At 70.7% G+C, this 15,143-nt stretch carries 12 protein-coding genes; 2 read left to right on the top strand and 10 right to left on the bottom strand.

Translation table 11 applies throughout. The features are described from left to right. Positions 1-16: 16 nt before the first annotated feature. Positions 17-634 (top strand): GNAT family N-acetyltransferase, encoded by a 618-nt coding sequence (locus ACMATS_RS19320; RefSeq protein ID WP_336410304.1) that lies wholly within the window; start codon positions 17-19, stop codon positions 632-634. A gap of 80 nt (positions 635-714) precedes the next feature. Here the strand turns inward: ACMATS_RS19320 and trxA are convergent, their stop codons facing one another. The 7 genes from trxA to ACMATS_RS19285 form a co-directional block, all read right to left on the bottom strand. Continuing rightward, positions 715-1,047 carry a thioredoxin gene (gene trxA, locus ACMATS_RS19315; protein ID WP_336410305.1) on the bottom strand — a complete coding sequence of 111 codons (333 nt, stop codon included), beginning with the start codon at positions 1,045-1,047 and terminating at the stop codon, positions 715-717. 48 nt (positions 1,048-1,095) lie between these two features. After that, entirely contained in the window at positions 1,096-2,064 is a 969-nt protein-coding gene (trxB, locus tag ACMATS_RS19310) for a thioredoxin-disulfide reductase (RefSeq protein ID WP_414168579.1), read from the bottom strand. Between the two features lie 118 nt (positions 2,065-2,182). After that, entirely contained in the window at positions 2,183-3,118 is a 936-nt protein-coding gene (locus tag ACMATS_RS19305; RefSeq protein ID WP_414168578.1) for an anti-sigma factor family protein, read from the bottom strand. Continuing rightward, on the bottom strand, positions 3,115-3,804 hold the full coding sequence (gene sigM, locus ACMATS_RS19300) for an RNA polymerase sigma factor SigM (protein WP_390777263.1): 690 nt from the start codon (positions 3,802-3,804) through the stop codon (positions 3,115-3,117). Before sigM ends, ACMATS_RS19305 begins: the two co-directional genes overlap by 4 nt. A 37-nt stretch (positions 3,805-3,841) precedes the next feature. Beyond that, positions 3,842-5,551 (bottom strand): protein kinase family protein, encoded by a 1,710-nt coding sequence (locus tag ACMATS_RS19295; protein ID WP_390777262.1) that lies wholly within the window; start codon positions 5,549-5,551, stop codon positions 3,842-3,844. Positions 5,552-5,660: 109 nt separating this feature from the next. After that, positions 5,661-7,859, bottom strand: coding sequence for a murein biosynthesis integral membrane protein MurJ (gene murJ / locus ACMATS_RS19290; RefSeq protein ID WP_414168577.1), 2,199 nt, complete (start codon positions 7,857-7,859; stop codon positions 5,661-5,663). Positions 7,860-7,904: 45 nt separating this feature from the next. After that, positions 7,905-10,223, bottom strand: coding sequence for a DUF6049 family protein (locus ACMATS_RS19285; protein ID WP_414168576.1), 2,319 nt, complete (start codon positions 10,221-10,223; stop codon positions 7,905-7,907). A gap of 209 nt (positions 10,224-10,432) precedes the next feature. On the opposite strand from ACMATS_RS19285, the gene ACMATS_RS19280 reads away from it, so the two are divergent. Then, positions 10,433-11,908 carry a CCA tRNA nucleotidyltransferase gene (locus tag ACMATS_RS19280; protein ID WP_414168575.1) on the top strand — a complete coding sequence of 492 codons (1,476 nt, stop codon included), beginning with the start codon at positions 10,433-10,435 and terminating at the stop codon, positions 11,906-11,908. Between the two features lie 93 nt (positions 11,909-12,001). Here ACMATS_RS19280 and ACMATS_RS19275 read toward each other — a convergent pair whose 3' ends face one another. The 3 genes from ACMATS_RS19275 to ACMATS_RS19265 all read right to left on the bottom strand — a co-directional run bounded on the left by ACMATS_RS19275 (position 12,002) and on the right by ACMATS_RS19265 (position 15,133). After that, positions 12,002-12,592, bottom strand: coding sequence for a hypothetical protein (locus tag ACMATS_RS19275; protein WP_390777258.1), 591 nt, complete (start codon positions 12,590-12,592; stop codon positions 12,002-12,004). 110 nt (positions 12,593-12,702) lie between these two features. Beyond that, positions 12,703-13,971: an MFS transporter gene (locus ACMATS_RS19270; protein WP_414168574.1), complete on the bottom strand. Its 1,269-nt coding sequence runs from the start codon at positions 13,969-13,971 to the stop codon at positions 12,703-12,705. 79 nt (positions 13,972-14,050) lie between these two features. Then, a complete protein-coding gene (locus ACMATS_RS19265; protein ID WP_390777256.1) occupies positions 14,051-15,133 on the bottom strand; it encodes an inositol-3-phosphate synthase in 1,083 nt (360 codons plus the stop codon). Positions 15,134-15,143 lie beyond the last annotated feature (10 nt).

Here is a 15,143-nt window from a genome sequence, read left to right as displayed (position 1 = left end):
GTGAGGGACTGACTGCATGGGGCGCCGGCTCGTACCGCTCACGTTGGACAATCTCCCGGACCTCCCCAAGCGCTGCCGCGCCTGTGTCTTCTGGGAGCTGGACCCCGTCAGCGGTGAAGCCGCACTGAGGGCCGGACGTCCGGAGCTGGAGAAGGAGGCCTGGCTGTCGGCCGTCCTGCTGGAGTGGGGCTCCTGCGGCCGGGTGGTGTACGTCGACGAGGCTCCGGTGGGGTTCGTGCTCTATGCGCCCCCGGCCTATGTCCCCCGTTCGACGGCCTTTCCCACCAGCCCTGTTGCGGCGGATGCCGTGCAGTTGATGACCGCCTGGCTGACGCCTGGCTATCAGGGGCAGGGGCTGGGCCGGGTGATGGTGCAGACCGTGGCGAAGGACGTGCTGCGGAGGGGCTTCAAGGCGATTGAGGCCTTCGGCGACGCGCGGTGGAAGGAACCCGCCTGTGTCCTGCCGGCCGAGCACCTGCTGGCGGTGGGATTCAAGACCGTACGGCCCCATCCGCGGTATCCCCGGCTGCGGCTGGAACTGCGCACGGCGATGTCCTGGAAAGAGGACGTCGAGCTGGCGCTGGACCGGCTGCTGGGAGCCGTACAGAAAGAGCCCGCGCTCCGGCCGCTGTAGCGCCTCGGGATGCGAAAAGGCCCGTCCCCTCGTCGGGGGGCGGGCCCTGTTTCACGTGAAACAGTGAATGTCGCTCTGTCCTACATACCGAGGAAGTCGGCCAGGTCGCGCTCGATGGCGGCCTTCGGCTTGGCACCGACGATGGTCTTGGCGACCTCGCCGCCCTGGTAGACGTTGAGGGTCGGGATCGACATCACGCCGTACTTGGCCGCGGTGGCGGGGTTCTCGTCGATGTTCAGCTTGACGATCTCGATCTTGTCGCCGTGCTCGGCCGCGATGGCCTCCAGGGAGGGAGCGATCTGGCGGCAGGGGCCGCACCAGGCCGCCCAGAAGTCCACCAGGACGGGCTTGTCGCTCTTGAGGACGTCCGCCTCGAAGGAGGCGTCGGTCACGTTCTTGAGAGTGCCGGCCACGGCTGTCTCCTTAAATCCTTGTGCGTGGGGTGAAGGTGTGGGGGTGGGTCAGGGGGTCTGCTCGGGCTCGCGGACGCCCTCGCCGTCGGCGAGCGCAGCCAGGAAGCGCTCGGCGTCCAGGGCGGCGGAGCAGCCGGTGCCGGCGGCGGTGATCGCCTGGCGGTAGGTGTGGTCGACGACGTCACCCGCGGCGAAGACACCGGTCAGGTTGGTGCGGGTCGAAGGAGCGGCGACCTTGAGGTAGCCCTCGTCGTCCAGGTCCAGCTGGCCCTTGAACAGCTCGGTGCGCGGGTCGTGGCCGATGGCGATGAAGAGACCGGTCACCGGGAGCTCGGAGGTCTCACCGGTCTTGAGGTTGCGCAGGGTCAGCCCGGAGAGCTTGCTCTCGCCGTGGATCTCGGCGACCTCGCTGTCCCACACGAAGGAGATCTTCGGGTCGGCGAAGGCGCGCTCCTGCATGGCCTTGCTGGCCCGCAGGGCGTCGCGGCGGTGGACCACGGTGACGGACTTGGCGAAGCGGGAGAGGAAGGTCGCCTCCTCCATGGCCGTGTCGCCACCGCCGATGACGGCGATGTCCTGGTCCTTGAAGAAGAACCCGTCGCAGGTGGCGCACCAGGAGACGCCGCGGCCGGACAGCTCGTCCTCCCGGGGCAGACCGAGCTTGCGGTGCTGGGAGCCGGTGGTCACGATGGCGGCCTTGGCACGGTGCACGGTGCCCGCGGAGTCGGTGACCGTCTTGATCTCGTCGCCGAGGTCGACCGCGATGACGTCGTCCGGGATCAGCTCGGCGCCGAAGCGCTCGGCCTGGGCCCGCATGTTGTCCATCAGGTCGGGGCCCATGATGCCCTCGCGGAAGCCGGGGAAGTTCTCCACGTCGGTGGTGTTCATCAGCGCACCGCCCGCGGTGACGGCGCCCTCGAAGACCAACGGCTTCAGGGACGCCCGGGCGGTGTAGAGCGCGGCCGTATAGCCCGCCGGCCCGGAACCAATGATGATCACGTTGCGGACGTCGCTCACGGGTGTCTTCCTCGTCTCTGCCGACTGCGGTCTGGGATCCTTGCTGGGTCTCACCCCACCCAACGGATCCTACGGGGCCCGCATTCCCTCCGGAGACGACAGCCCGAGCGGTGGCGCGTCAGGGACGCGGCACGGTCCGGTCGAGCAGCACCTGCCCGGGGGCCGGGGAGGCCGAGGACTCACAGGCGGCGGACACGACGTAGGCGTCAACGAGCGCGGCGTTGCCGGGATGCGGCAGGACGACGAGATAGGCGTCCTGTTCGCGGTACTTCTCCGGGCGGGTGGCCAGAGCGGACTCGGGGCGGCCGATGCCTTCCCGCACGCAGGACGGGGCCGTACTGCCGTTGTCCCGCAGTGTCTCGGGGGAGTTCTGGGCGCTCATGCCGCGGGGTTCCACGGAGGCCGAGGAGGAGCGCAGCAGGTCCTGCACGCGCACCGTGAGCTCCTGCTCGGAGAAGCCCGCCGGGGGCCGGCTCCCGCCGGATGCGCCGGCGCTCGTCCTGGAGGTGCCGTCCGAGCCGCCGTAGAGGAACAGGCTGCCGAGCCCGATGACGGCGGCGGCACATGCGGTGCCGAGCAGCACGGCGGGCCCGCGCCGGATCCTGCGACGCCGGGGGGCGGGGGTCTGTCGGCCCGGGCCCGTTGCGGCGCGAGGGCGGCCTGCGGGACGGTCGCCGGTTTCACGTGAAACCGGCGATCCCGTTTCAGACCCCGTTTCACGTGAAACGGGGAGGGGCTCCGGCCGGTGCTCGCCCGGTGCGGTTTCACGTGAAACGTCGTCACCCGGCCGGGGGGCGGTGGCGTCGAGCAGTGCTTCGGCGGCCAGTGCGGCATCGATCCGGCCTGCGATGTCCGCGGGCATCCGGGGCGGGCCGGGCAGCGTCCCCAGCAGGTCCCGGATCTCGCTCAGGGAGTTCCGCACGTCCTTGCAGAGCTCACAGTCCGCCAAGTGCTCCCGCACATCCGCAGAACGCGAGGGGGTGAGGACTCCCTCGGCAAGTGCGGAGATCTCCGCGACCTCCGGGTGCCCGTCCGTGCCGGTCGTCGAGGTCACGCTCGTCCACCTCCGCCCTTCACTGGATCTGTGTCGCTCTGCTCTGCCGGTGGTGGGACGGACGTCCCCTGCGACCGGTTCCTTTCCCTGCCGACGCGCGGGCTACCCCTGCCATCCGGGCGCAGATGGGTGAGCAGCGGCAGCAGTCGTGCCCGGCCCCGGGCACATCTGCTCTTCACCGTGCCGGTGGGGACGTCCAGCACCTTGGCCGCTTCGGCGACGGGATAGCCCTGCATGTCCACCAGGACCAGGGCGGCCCGCTGGTCCGGGGGCAGCGTGGCCAGCGCCCGGATCAGCTCCCGGTGCAGGTCGCTGCGCTCGGCGGGGGCGGCGGCCGACTCGTGCGGCTCCAGCAGCTGCTCCAGCCGCTCGGTCTCGGCGAGCGGCGCGGTGCGCCGGGAGGCGCTCTTGCGGGCCCGGTCCAGGCAGGCGTTCACGGTGATCCGGTGCAGCCAGGTGGTGACGGCGGACTGTCCCCGGAAGGTGTGGGCGGCCCGGTAGGCGGAGACGAGGGCGTCCTGGACGGCGTCCGCGGCCTCTTCCCGGTCGCCGAGGGTCCGCAGGGCCACGGCCCAGAGCCGGTCGCGGTGCCGGCGGACTATCTCGCCGAAGGCGTCGGGATCGCCGTCGATGTGCCGGGAGAGCAGCTCGGCATCGCTCGCGCCGGCACGTGTGGCGTCGTCCAACGTCGAGCCCCCTCCCCCTGGCGGTCGGCCTCGTGGCTCAGCCGGTGAACTTCACGTCGCTGATGGCCTGTTTGAAGCCGGCTTCGCTGAACGTCTCGGAATCGGCGGCAGAATACGGCATGGCCGTGATCCATAGGAGGACGTACCGCGTCTCGGCCGGCTCCTTGAGGGAGAACTTCGCCGTGGTGCTGGTCGTCGTCTCCGTCGCCAGCTTCTGCATCCCGCTCAACGACGTCGAGGGAGACAGTGAGTCGGCGGCGTAGAGCGACACCGTCGTGTGGTCCCCGCCGTAGCGCAGCTGCAGTGAGGCACTGCTGAGCTTCTGGTTCGACCCCAGGTCGTAGACGATCCCGACTCCCGCCTTGAACGGGCTGAGGGTCGGCCCGTCGTTGAAGGACCTCGTGCGCCAGGAGGTCTTGGGATCACCGTCGTAGGTGAACTGGACCTGGTCGGTGTGCTGTGGCTTGCCGTCCGGCGCGTACTCCCTGGCACCCGCAATGTGGATGGGCTCACCGGCATCGGGCTTCTTCGGCAGCCCGTCCCCCGAGGACTGCGAGTGTGACGGGTCGTCCTTCTCGCCGTGCTTCAGCAGCGTGTCCGCGAGCTGCCAGCTGCCCAGGCCCAGGGCGGCGATGAGCAGGGCCGAGACGCTCCACTTGATGGCCTTGCCGGTGCGGCTCTCCAGCGGGGGCGGCGGGGGCACGGGAACCGGCTGGGCGGCGGGGCCGGCGGTGCGGTGCGGGGCCGGGCCGCGGTACGCGCTGCGCTGGTAGGCGGCAGCGGCGCCGAACGCGGACTCCGGGGGCCGGATGCGCGGCATCGCGGCGACGGCCTTGGCCAGCTCCTCCGGCGTGGTGCAGGGCTTCTCCTGCTTGGAGGCGGCGGAGTCCTCGTCGACGAGCGCGCGCATGGCGAGCTCGGAGAGGCCCCGGTGGACTCCGGCCCGGACCTGGTCGGGGGCGATCAGGCCCATGCCCTTGGGCAGGCCGGGCAGGCCGTGGGCGTTGTTCTCGTGCGGCCAGCGCTGGGTGAGCGCGGCATAGAGGAGCGCACCGATGGCCTCGGTGTCGGTCCGCTGGGGGTGTTCGGAGGTGATGCCCCGGAGCGCCGCCATGACGGCCAGGCCGCGGATGCGGTACTGGCCGGTCCCGGTGCGGAGGACGGAGCCGGGGGTGAGGCGCAGGTGCGCCAGGCCCTCGCGGTGTGCGGCCGCCATGGCCTGGGACACCTGGCTCACGAGCTGGTAGGCGTCGTGCGGTTCGAGCGGGCCGGCGGCCAGGAGGGGGGTGAGCTCGGTGGCGTCGGGCAGCCATTCGTGGACCACGTAGACGAGCTCGTTCTCCTCGACCGCGTCCAGGACCTGGACGAAGCGGGGGTCGCCGAGCAGCGCGGCGGAGCGGGCGGCGGCGAGCACCGGACGGGCGCGGGGGTGGTCGGCGGGGAGGATGTGGACGCCGACGGCACGGCGCAGTTTCTCGTCGACCGCACGCCAGCTGCTGAATCCCTCCAGACGGGTGACGCACTCCTCCAGCCGGTACCTTCTGGCGAGCTTGTGGCCGCTGTGCAGCTCGAGCGGCTCCGCATCGCGCGCGGAGCTCTTGCTCTCCGCGCGCTCGGTGTCCTGGTGCGTACCGACCTTCTTGTCGGCCTTCGCCCCGTCGGTCGTGGCCTGGCCCGCCTCGGCGGTCAGCGGCTGCTTGCCGCCGTTGTCGGCCACGTCGACGGCAGCCGTGCTCCGTTCCGCCACCGTCGTCCCTGCCTCCCCATCCGTTGCACCCTGTCCACAGCCAAGACAATTGTGCCCACAGTCCGGCGCTATGCACGACACACGGCAGCGGGCGATGGTTGTGCTCCGGTCAGCGCCCCAGTCGTCCGCGGACCATACCGACCATGGCGTTCAGCTCGTCGATGCGCATCCGCTTGGCGGCAAGGTAGAACACGGCGACCAGGACCAGACCGCCGCCGATCAGAGCGGCGAGCGAACCTGCGAAGCCGTAGCCCAGAACCTGACCGATTCCGTAGGAGACCGCACCGCCGAACAGGGCGGCGGGCAGGCAGGCACCGGCCAGCCGGGCGTAGGTCCGTACGACGCGGGCCCCGTCCAGGTCGCCGCCCAGCCGGTTGCGGAGGCGGCGCCAGGCGACGCCCACGCCGATCGCGTAGCCCAGGCCGTAGGACGCGGCCATGCCGGCCACGGCCCAGCGCGCGGGCAGCACGAGGAAGCTCAGCCCCGAGGCGGCGGCGTTGACGGCGGCCACGATGACCGTGTTGTAGAACGGCGTGCGCGTGTCCTCGTAGGCGTAGAAGCCGCGGAGGATGACGTACTGCGCGGAGTACGGGATCAGGCCGAGGCCGAAGGCCATCAGGATGAAGCCGATGTTGGTGGCGCCGCCGACCCCGGAACCCGAGGCGAACATCAGGGTGGCTGTGGGGACGCCCAGGGCCAGGAAGGCGAAGGCGCAGGGCACGATGGCCACGGCCGAGGTGCGCAGGCCGTGGGAGAGGTCGTCCCGGACGGCCGAGGCGTCCCCGTCGTGGGCGGCGCGGGAGATCCGGGGCAGGACGGCGGTCATCACCGAGACCGTGATGATGGCCTGCGGCATCTGCCAGAGCTGGAGCGCGAAGTTGTAGGCCGTGATGCCGGTGCCGGGGTGGCCGGCCTTCTCGGCCGTGGCACCGGCCGCCGTGGCCAGCTGGGTGACCACGACCAGTCCGAGCTGGTTGGCGAGGACGAAGAAGAACGTCCACTTCGCCAGACCGAGGGCCTTGCCCAGGCCCTGGCCGCGCCAGTCGAAGCGGGGACGGATCCGGAAGCCTGCGTCACGCAGGTAGGGGAGCATCGCCAGGGACTGGACGACCAGGCCCAGCAGGGTGCCGATGCCCAGCAGCCGGACGCCCTCGGGCGTGATGGTGGACGCGCTGACGCCGCTGTCGGAGAAGCTGCCGAAGGCCCAGATGAAGGAGCCGAAGGTAGCGATGATGATGATGTTGTTGAGGACCGGGGTCCACATCATCGCGCCGAACCGCTCGCGGGCGTTGAGGATCTGACCCAGGACGACGTGGACGCCCATGAAGAACATGGTCGGAAGGCAGTAGCGGGCGAAGGCCACGGCCACGTCCATCCGGGCCGGATCGTCCGCGATGGTCGGCGACATCATCCTGATGAAGAGCGGTGCACCGAGCACACACACCGTCGTGACGCCCGCCAGCATGACGACGACCAGGGTGAGCAGCCGGTTGGCGTAGGCCTCGCCGCCGTCCTCGTCGTTCTTCATGGCGCGCACCAGCTGCGGGATGAAGACCGCGTTGAGCGCGCCGCCGCCGACGAGGATGTAGATCATCGTCGGCAGGGTGTTGGCGACCTGGTAGTCGTCGTTCAGCGTGCCGACGCCGATCGCCGCCGCCATCACGAGGTTCCGGGCGAAGCCCAGGACGCGGGACACCATGGTGCCCGCGGCCATGACCGCGCTCGACTTCAGCAGGTTGGCCGCCTTGCCGCTCTTCGCCGGGGCCGCGGCCTCCGGCTCCGCCGCGGGCTCCGCGGCCGGCGGCTGCGGGGGCTGGGCGGGCTGGGGCACGAACTGCCCCGGTGCCGGGACCGGCGGGCGGTCCGACGGGCGCTGCGGCTCGTACGGCTGCTGCTGGTCGCGGAAGAGGTGTGCGAAGGCGTCCCGCTGCGGGGGCTCGCCCGGGGCCGCGAAGCCGCCGACGGCCGGGATCTGCGCCGTCGGCTCCTCGACGGGGGTCCGCCGGGGCGTGTCGGCCTGCGGTGCCGGGGCGGGGGCGGGGGCCTGCGGCCACGGCCGGGCGCCGGAGGGGTGCTGGGGCACGGTCGGCATCGGGCGGGTGGCCTGGTCGTAGAGCGCGTCGGTCGTCGGGGCGGCCGGGTCCTGCGGTGCGTACGGGTCGGCCGTGTACGCGTCCTGGAAGTAGGGGTCCTGGGGGTACGGGGTCCCCTGGTGCGCCTGGGGCTGGGCAGGCGGCACCGGCGGGTACTGGCCCCGCTGCTCACCGCCCGTCCCCGGACCGTGGTCACCGTCGTACGGCGCGTTCATCGCTACCCCACCTCATCGTCGGCGGCCGGCCGGCCCCACAACACGTCAATGTTCCACTTTCTCACCCGGGCCGGACGGGCCACCGCTTTGCGTTCCGGTGTCCACGGCCGGGTCACCCGGCTGCCCGGGCATGTCGTCACCGGGGCCGCCGCTGCCCTCCGGCCCGTCCCCGCCCGTGTTCTCGGGCCCGCCACCAGCGGCTTTGTGCGCTGCGGCGCGCTTGCGCTGGAGGTAGATGCGGAGCCCCGCGAGGACCAGGAGGAGCACGCCTCCGGCGATGACCAGCAGCACCATAGGCGTGATGGAGGTGACATGCACAGTGAAGGTCATCGAGTCGCCGTACTGCTGGCCGTCGCTCGTGAAGAGGCGGGCGGTCACCTGGACGGGTCCGTTGGCGTTGGCCCGCGTCTCGAACTTCACGGACTGGCTGTGCCCGCCCTCCACCTTGACCGGCTGGGCGTTGTCGATCTTGAGGCGGTTCGGCTGGCTGGACTCCAGGACGAGCTTCAGCCCGTGGATCTCCTGCAGCAGGCCGTTCTCGACGGTCACCGGGATCGTCGCGCTGCGGCCCGACAGGGTTGCGTCGGACTTCTTGATCAGCTGCACCTGGCGGGTGAGCTTGTAGAGGTACGCCTGGACGCCGTTGCGGAACTGCCCCGCGCCCTGCGGGTTGCCCCGCCACGACGTGGACATCTCCCGCATGATCGCGCTGCCGAAGGGGGTGACCACCCGGTCCTGGGCGCTGAGGATCACCTTGAAGCTGTCCAGGGTGCTCTGGGTCTTCTGGATCTCCTGGAACGCCCCGGTGGTCAGCTCCTGGGAGCGCAGGGAGTCGGGGTACGAGCCGGGTCCGGGCACCTGCTGGGAGGCGCTGGGATCGGGAGTGGCCCTTGCCGCGTCCCCCAGGTCGAGGGGCTGGGTCCAGCGGCCGTCCGACAGGCCCTTCACCGCCGTGGCCATCGCCTGGGCCTGGCTGGTCGTGGGCATGCGCTGCGGGGCGACGACGATGCTGCGCTCGTTCTCCGGCGCCTGCTTGTTCACCACGAGGCTCTGGGACAGGAACTGCTGCACGGCCAGGGAGGAGTCCCAGGCCCGGATCATCTCGCCCTGGAAGGCGGTGGAGAGCCGGGCGTCCGCGACGATCGCCGTGTTGCCGCCGCCGATCTGCCGGGCGGCGGTGGGGGCGTAGGTGTTGCCGGACTCGCGGAAGCTGTCGCTGCGCGCGATGACGTTGTGGGCGCCCGCCGAGGTGGCGACGTCGACGATGGACGTGTCGACCGCCCCGTCCACGGGCCACGCGAAGTCCGTGCGCGGCTTGACGCCGAGGATGGTGTCCACGGTGGTCGAGGCGAGCTCGGTGGCGGACTGGAGGTGGCTGAGGGCGCCGGAGACGTCCTTCCCACGGTGCGCGAGCGAGGCCAGGTCCGGGTCGGCGAACGGCAGGGCCACCACCTGGTGGTTGGCGACGGCGTCCTGGAGCTGCCCCAGCCACTGCTTGGCGACGGCCTGTCCCCGGCCCGGGGTGCTGCTCTTCCCGTCGGGGGTGCCCACCCGGTAGGGCTTGGTCATGGCCTCGACCGTGGCCAGCAGGTCGGGGTCGATCACCCAGGTGACCGGCAGGGTCTTGCCCAGGGACACGAGCTGCTGCAGCCGGCCGCCCGGTGCCAGGTCGCCCGCGAGGTCGTCGTTGATGAAGACCGGCGTCTGCTGCTGGTCGGACTCGGTGCGCGCGCTCAGGTGCGTGGTCGAGATCAGCGGCCACAGGACGGTGAGCTTGGTCTTCTTGCCCTCGACCGCCGACGGCTGCCAGGGGAGCAGGGTCCGTTGGATGCCCAGCACGCGCTCGTAGGGCTGGTCGGCGGACTGCCCGGAGAGGGTGGCGGCGAGCTGGTAGACGCCGTCCTTGCCGAGGTTCAGGTCCTTCACCGGCAGCGTCAGGCTGAAGTTCTGGCTGACGCCCGGAGCGAGCTTGTCGATCTTCTGCGTGTGGTTGCCGCCCACCTCGGCGCCGTCGGAGCTCGGCGAGAAACCGCCCTTGTCCCCTATGTCGTCGATGTCGCTGCGGGTGCCGAGCTGCGATCCCACCCGCAGTCCCACATGGGCGCCGGTGATCGCCGACTTGCCGTTGTTGGTGACCGTGCCCGAGACGGTGAGCGTGTCGTTCTGCGTCGGGGCGACGGGAGTCAGCGCATCGATGGAGACACCGACCGAACGGGTGCCCCCGACGTCCGCCCGGGCGGCGGGCGCCGACGGCAGGTGCAGGAGGCCGACGAAGAGCAGGACCCCGAGCAGCACCGCGGTGCGCCGGGCCCACCGGCAGGCAGGAGCGGAAGTCGTCCCCTGGAACTCTGCCGCCTCGGCCACGCGTCGCCCGTCCCTCGTCGTTGTCAGTGGTCGTCGGATGGTGCGTCCCCGAATGGTAACGAGGCCCGCTGCGACGAAGTGCCGCGGACCGCCTTGCAAGATCGACATCCGGCCCCGGGGTCCGGACCGTGCTCGCTGTGCACAGGCCGTCACGGAGCGTCCCGTGACGAGGAGGCTGCTCCGCGCGCGGCCACGTACCCTGTTCTGTTGTGCCGAACGCCAACAATGACAGCCACACCCTGCCGTCGACCAACGAGCTCAGCCAGGCGCAGCGCCGTGCCGTGAGCGAGCTCCTGAGGGTGTCCCCCGTAGCCGACGACCTCGCCCGCCGATTCCAGGAAGCCGGGTTCACGCTCGCCCTGGTCGGCGGATCGGTACGGGACGCGCTGCTGGGCCGGCTCGGCAACGACCTCGACTTCACCACGGACGCCCGTCCCGAGGACGTGCTGAAGATCGTGCGCCCGTGGGCCGACGCGGTCTGGGAGGTCGGGATCGCCTTCGGCACCGTGGGGTGCCGCAAAGCGGACTTCGACATCGAGGTCACGACATATCGATCGGAAGCCTACGACCGGACCTCGCGGAAGCCGGAGGTCTCGTACGGCGATTCCATCGAGGAGGACCTCGTCCGCCGTGACTTCACCGTCAACGCGATGGCCGTCGTGCTGCCGGAGAAGACGTTCGTCGACCCGCACAACGGCCTCGAGGATCTGGCCCGGCGGGTCCTGCGCACGCCCGGCACCCCGGAGGAGTCCTTCTCCGACGACCCGCTGCGCATGATGCGGGCGGCCCGCTTCGCCGCCCAGCTGGACTTCGAGGTCGCTCCCGAGGTCGTCACGGCGATGAACGAGATGGCCGACCGTCTGGAGATCGTCTCGGCCGAGCGGGTCCGTGACGAGCTGAACAAGCTGATCCTCTCCGACCACCCCCGCAAGGGACTCCGTCTCCTTGTCGACACCCGGCTCGCCCGCCACGTCCTGCCGGAGCTGCCCGCGCTGAGCCTGGAGCGGGACGAGCACCACCGGCACAAGGACGTCTACGAGCACACGCTGACCGTCCTGGACCAGGCGATCGACCTGGAGGCCCCTATTGATCAGCCTGGGGGCGGCCCCGACCTGGTCCTGCGCCTGGCCGCGCTGCTGCACGACATCGGCAAGCCGAGGACGCGGCGCTTCGAGCTGGACGGCCGGGTCTCCTTCCACCACCACGAGGTGGTGGGCGCCAAGATGACCAAGGCGCGGATGACGAAGCTCAAGTACTCCAACGAGCTGGTGAAGGACGTCTCCCGGCTCGTCGAGCTCCACCTGCGCTTCCACGGCTACGGCGCCGGCGAGTGGACCGACTCGGCCGTCCGCCGCTACGTGCGCGACGCGGGGCCGCTGCTGGACCGGCTGCACAAGCTGACCCGCTCGGACTGCACCACGCGCAACAAGCGCAAGGCGCAGGCACTGTCCCGCGCCTATGACGGGCTGGAGGAGCGCATCGCCAGCCTCCAGGAGCAGGAGGAGCTGGACGCGATCCGGCCCGACCTGGACGGCAACGAGATCATGCAGATCCTGGGCATCGGCCCGGGGCCGCAGGTCGGCAAGGCGTACAAGCACATGCTGGAGATGCGCCTGGAGCACGGTCCGGTGGAGCAGGAGGCAGCGATCGCCATGCTCAAGGACTGGTGGGCGGCGCAGAGCTGAGGCGGGACGTTCCGTGCTGATGTTTCACGTGAAACATCAGCACGGGGCAGCGGTGAGGGGCGGTGTTTCACGTGAAACACCGCCCCTCACCGCTTACGCCTTGTTGTTGCTCAGGCAGAGGGTGAAGCGGTTCGAGCGCTCCTTCCAGGTGAGCGCAGAGGTTGCCCCCTCGACGTTGGAACAGGCCAGCGAGGCCAGGGTGAAGCCGTCGATCTTCTTGAGCACCTTGTAGGTCGCCTTGCTGTCCGTGCAGGGGAGCTTCTTGATCGACGGGCTGGAGCTCGAGCCGGTGTTCTGCAGGCAGTCGCCGACGGCCAGCTTGGTGGTGTCGTCGCTCTTGCCGAACAGCCAGCCGCCCACCACGACGACGAGGGCGATGACCGGCACCACGATGTTCCGGATGACCTTCTTCGGGGAGCGGCTCGGCGCCTGCGGCGGCATCGGTGCCTGTGGGAAGCCGCCGGGCTGACCGTAGGGACCGGGCGGCGGCTGCTGGCCGTACGGGCCGGGAGGCTGCTGCCCGTACGGACCTTGCGGGGGCTGTTGCCCGTACGGGCCCTGCGGAGGCTGCTGGGCGTACGGGCCCTGCGGGGGCGCGCCGTACGGTGCCTGCGGCGGCTGGGCGTAGGGATTGCCGCCGCCCTGCTGGGCGTACGGATTCTGATGGGGCGGCGGAGTGGTCACAGAGGTCCCCCGAACGGAAGTGAGCCATGTCGGCACGTGCAGCCCGTACGGTAACCGCCCCTTTTGGCATGTACGCAGCCCGCAGCTGTCCTGTGGCCCTGATGTGACACTCAGCGGCGGCGAAATCCCGCCATAGTGGCAGCAATTGCTGCGTAGATGACGGCCACCGTGATGACCAGGGCGGGTGACCTCCCGTCGGGCGGCAGCATCAGGGAGGCGACCGCCGCCGCCCCCACGAAGGCGACGTTGAACAGGACGTCGTACAGCGAGAAGACCCGGCCGCGGAACGCGTCGTCGACGGAGGCCTGGACGATCGTGTCCGTCGTGATCTTGGCTCCCTGGGTGACGAGCCCGAGGACGAAGGCGCCGACCAGCATGGGGGCGGGCTCGAAAGGAAGTCCCAGGGCGGGTTCCAGGACCGCGGCCGTCGTGGCGCAGGCCAGTATCCAGCCGAGCCTCCCCAGCCGGCCGACGGCCCACGGCGTGACCACGGCCGCGGCGAAGAAGCCCGCTCCCGAGGCGGCGACCGCAGAGCCGAGCACCGCCAGCCCGTCGGACCCGGTGTCCGCCCAGGCGTACCGGCAGAGCATCAGCAGAGTCACCGTCAGGGCCCCGTAGCAGAAGCGCATCAGCGTCATGGCCGCCAGCGCACCGGCCGCGATGCGGCGCTGCGCGAGGTGCCGCACCCCGGCGGCCAGGCCGCGCGTGGTGACCGACAGCGCCGTCCGCAGCCGGACGTGGGCAGCGGTGACGTCCGGGCCCAGCAGCCCGACGGGCATGAGCAGGGAGCAGAGGCCGGCGCACAGGTACAGCAGCGCCCCGGCGAGCACGACGAGGGCGTCGGAGGCCGTTCCGTGCGGCGCGGCGAGCCGGACGGCGAAGGCGAGGCCGCCGCCCGCGGTGGCCGCCAGGGTGCCGGCCGTGGGGGACAGGGAGTTGGCCATGACCAGGCGTTCCTGGCTGTCGACCACGCGGGGCAGGGACGCCGAGAGCCCGGCGAGGACGAAGCGGTTGACCGCGGTGACCGACAGCGCGGAGACGTAGAACAGCCAGTCCGGCACGCGGGCCGCGATGAGCAGGGCGGTGCAGACGGCCAGGACCGAGCGCAGCAGATTGCCGTGCAGCAGCACCTGTCGGCGGCGCCAGCGGTCGAGCAGCACGCCGGCGAAGGGAGCCAGCAGCGAATAGGGGAGCAGCAGGACGGCCATGGCGGAGGCGATGGCCGCGGGCGACGCCTGCTTCTCCGGGGAGAAGACGACATGGGTGGCGAGGGCGACCTGGTAGACCCCGTCGGCCGCCTGGGAGAGCAGCCGGACTGCCAGCAGGCGGCGGAAATCGCGCAGTTGGAGCAGGACGCGAAGATCACGCACTACGGGCATGTCGCCCAGCCTCACACACGGCACGGGCCTCCGGGTGGATTACCCGGAGGCCCGTGGAGGCGGAGGCGGTGAGCCGTTCCTAGCGCTCGACCTCGCCCTTGATGAACTTCTCGACGTTTTCGCGGGCCTCGTCGTCGAAGTACTGGACCGGCGGGGACTTCATGAAGTACGAGGAGGCGGAGAGGATCGGGCCGCCGATGCCGCGGTCCTTGGCGATCTTCGCGGCGCGCAGGGCGTCGATGATGACGCCGGCGGAGTTCGGGGAGTCCCAGACCTCGAGCTTGTACTCCAGGTTCAGCGGGACGTCGCCGAACGCGCGGCCCTCGAGGCGCACGTAGGCCCACTTGCGGTCGTCGAGCCAGGCCACGTAGTCCGAGGGACCGATGTGGACGTTCTTCTCGCCCAGGTCGCGGTCGGGGATCTGCGAGGTGACGGCCTGCGTCTTGGAGATCTTCTTGGACTCCAGGCGCTCGCGCTCGAGCATGTTCTTGAAGTCCATGTTGCCGCCGACGTTCAGCTGCATCGTGCGGTCCAGGACGACGCCCCGGTCCTCGAAGAGCTTGGCCATCACGCGGTGCGTGATGGTGGCGCCGACCTGCGACTTGATGTCGTCGCCCACGATCGGGACGCCCGCCTCGGTGAACTTGTCCGCCCACTCCTTGGTGCCGGCGATGAAGACCGGGAGGGCGTTGACGAAGGCGACCTTGGCGTCGATGGCGCACTGCGCGTAGTACTTGGCGGCGTCCTCGGAGCCGACCGGCAGGTAGCAGACCAGGACGTCGACCTGGCGGTCCTTCAGGACCTGGACGACGTCGACCGGGGCCTCGGAGGACTCCTCGATGGTCTGGCGGTAGTACAGGCCCAGACCGTCGAGGGTGTGGCCGCGCTGGACCGTGACGCCGCTGGCCGGCACGTCGCAGATCTTGATGGTGTTGTTCTCGCTGGCGCCGATGGCGTCGGCGAGGTCGAGGCCGACCTTCTTCGCGTCGACGTCGAAGGCGGCGACGAACTCGACGTCGCGCACGTGGTAGTCGCCGAACTGCACGTGCATCAGACCCGGCACGCGACCGTTCGGGTCGGCGTCCTTGTAGTACTCGACGCCCTGCACCAGCGAGGCGGCGCAGTTGCCCACGCCGACGATGGCTACGCGAACCGAACCCATTCCGGTTGCT

It is taken from the genome of Streptoverticillium reticulum, assembly GCF_047456005.1.
GTDB lineage: Bacteria > Actinomycetota > Actinomycetes > Streptomycetales > Streptomycetaceae > Streptomyces > Streptomyces reticulum.
This window is presented reverse-complemented; position numbering and strand designations above follow the sequence as displayed.

Bases quoted from the DNA above. Each gene is read 5' to 3' on its own strand.
- ACMATS_RS19320 (WP_336410304.1), top strand. From the start codon at position 17: ATGGGGCGCCGGCTCGTACCGCTCACGTTGGACAATCTCCCGGACCTC.
- ACMATS_RS19265 (WP_390777256.1), bottom strand. From the start codon at position 15,133: ATGGGTTCGGTTCGCGTAGCCATCGTCGGCGTGGGCAACTGCGCCGCC.
- ACMATS_RS19270 (WP_414168574.1), bottom strand. From the start codon at position 13,971: ATGCCCGTAGTGCGTGATCTTCGCGTCCTGCTCCAACTGCGCGATTTC.
- murJ (WP_414168577.1), bottom strand. From the start codon at position 7,859: ATGAACGCGCCGTACGACGGTGACCACGGTCCGGGGACGGGCGGTGAG.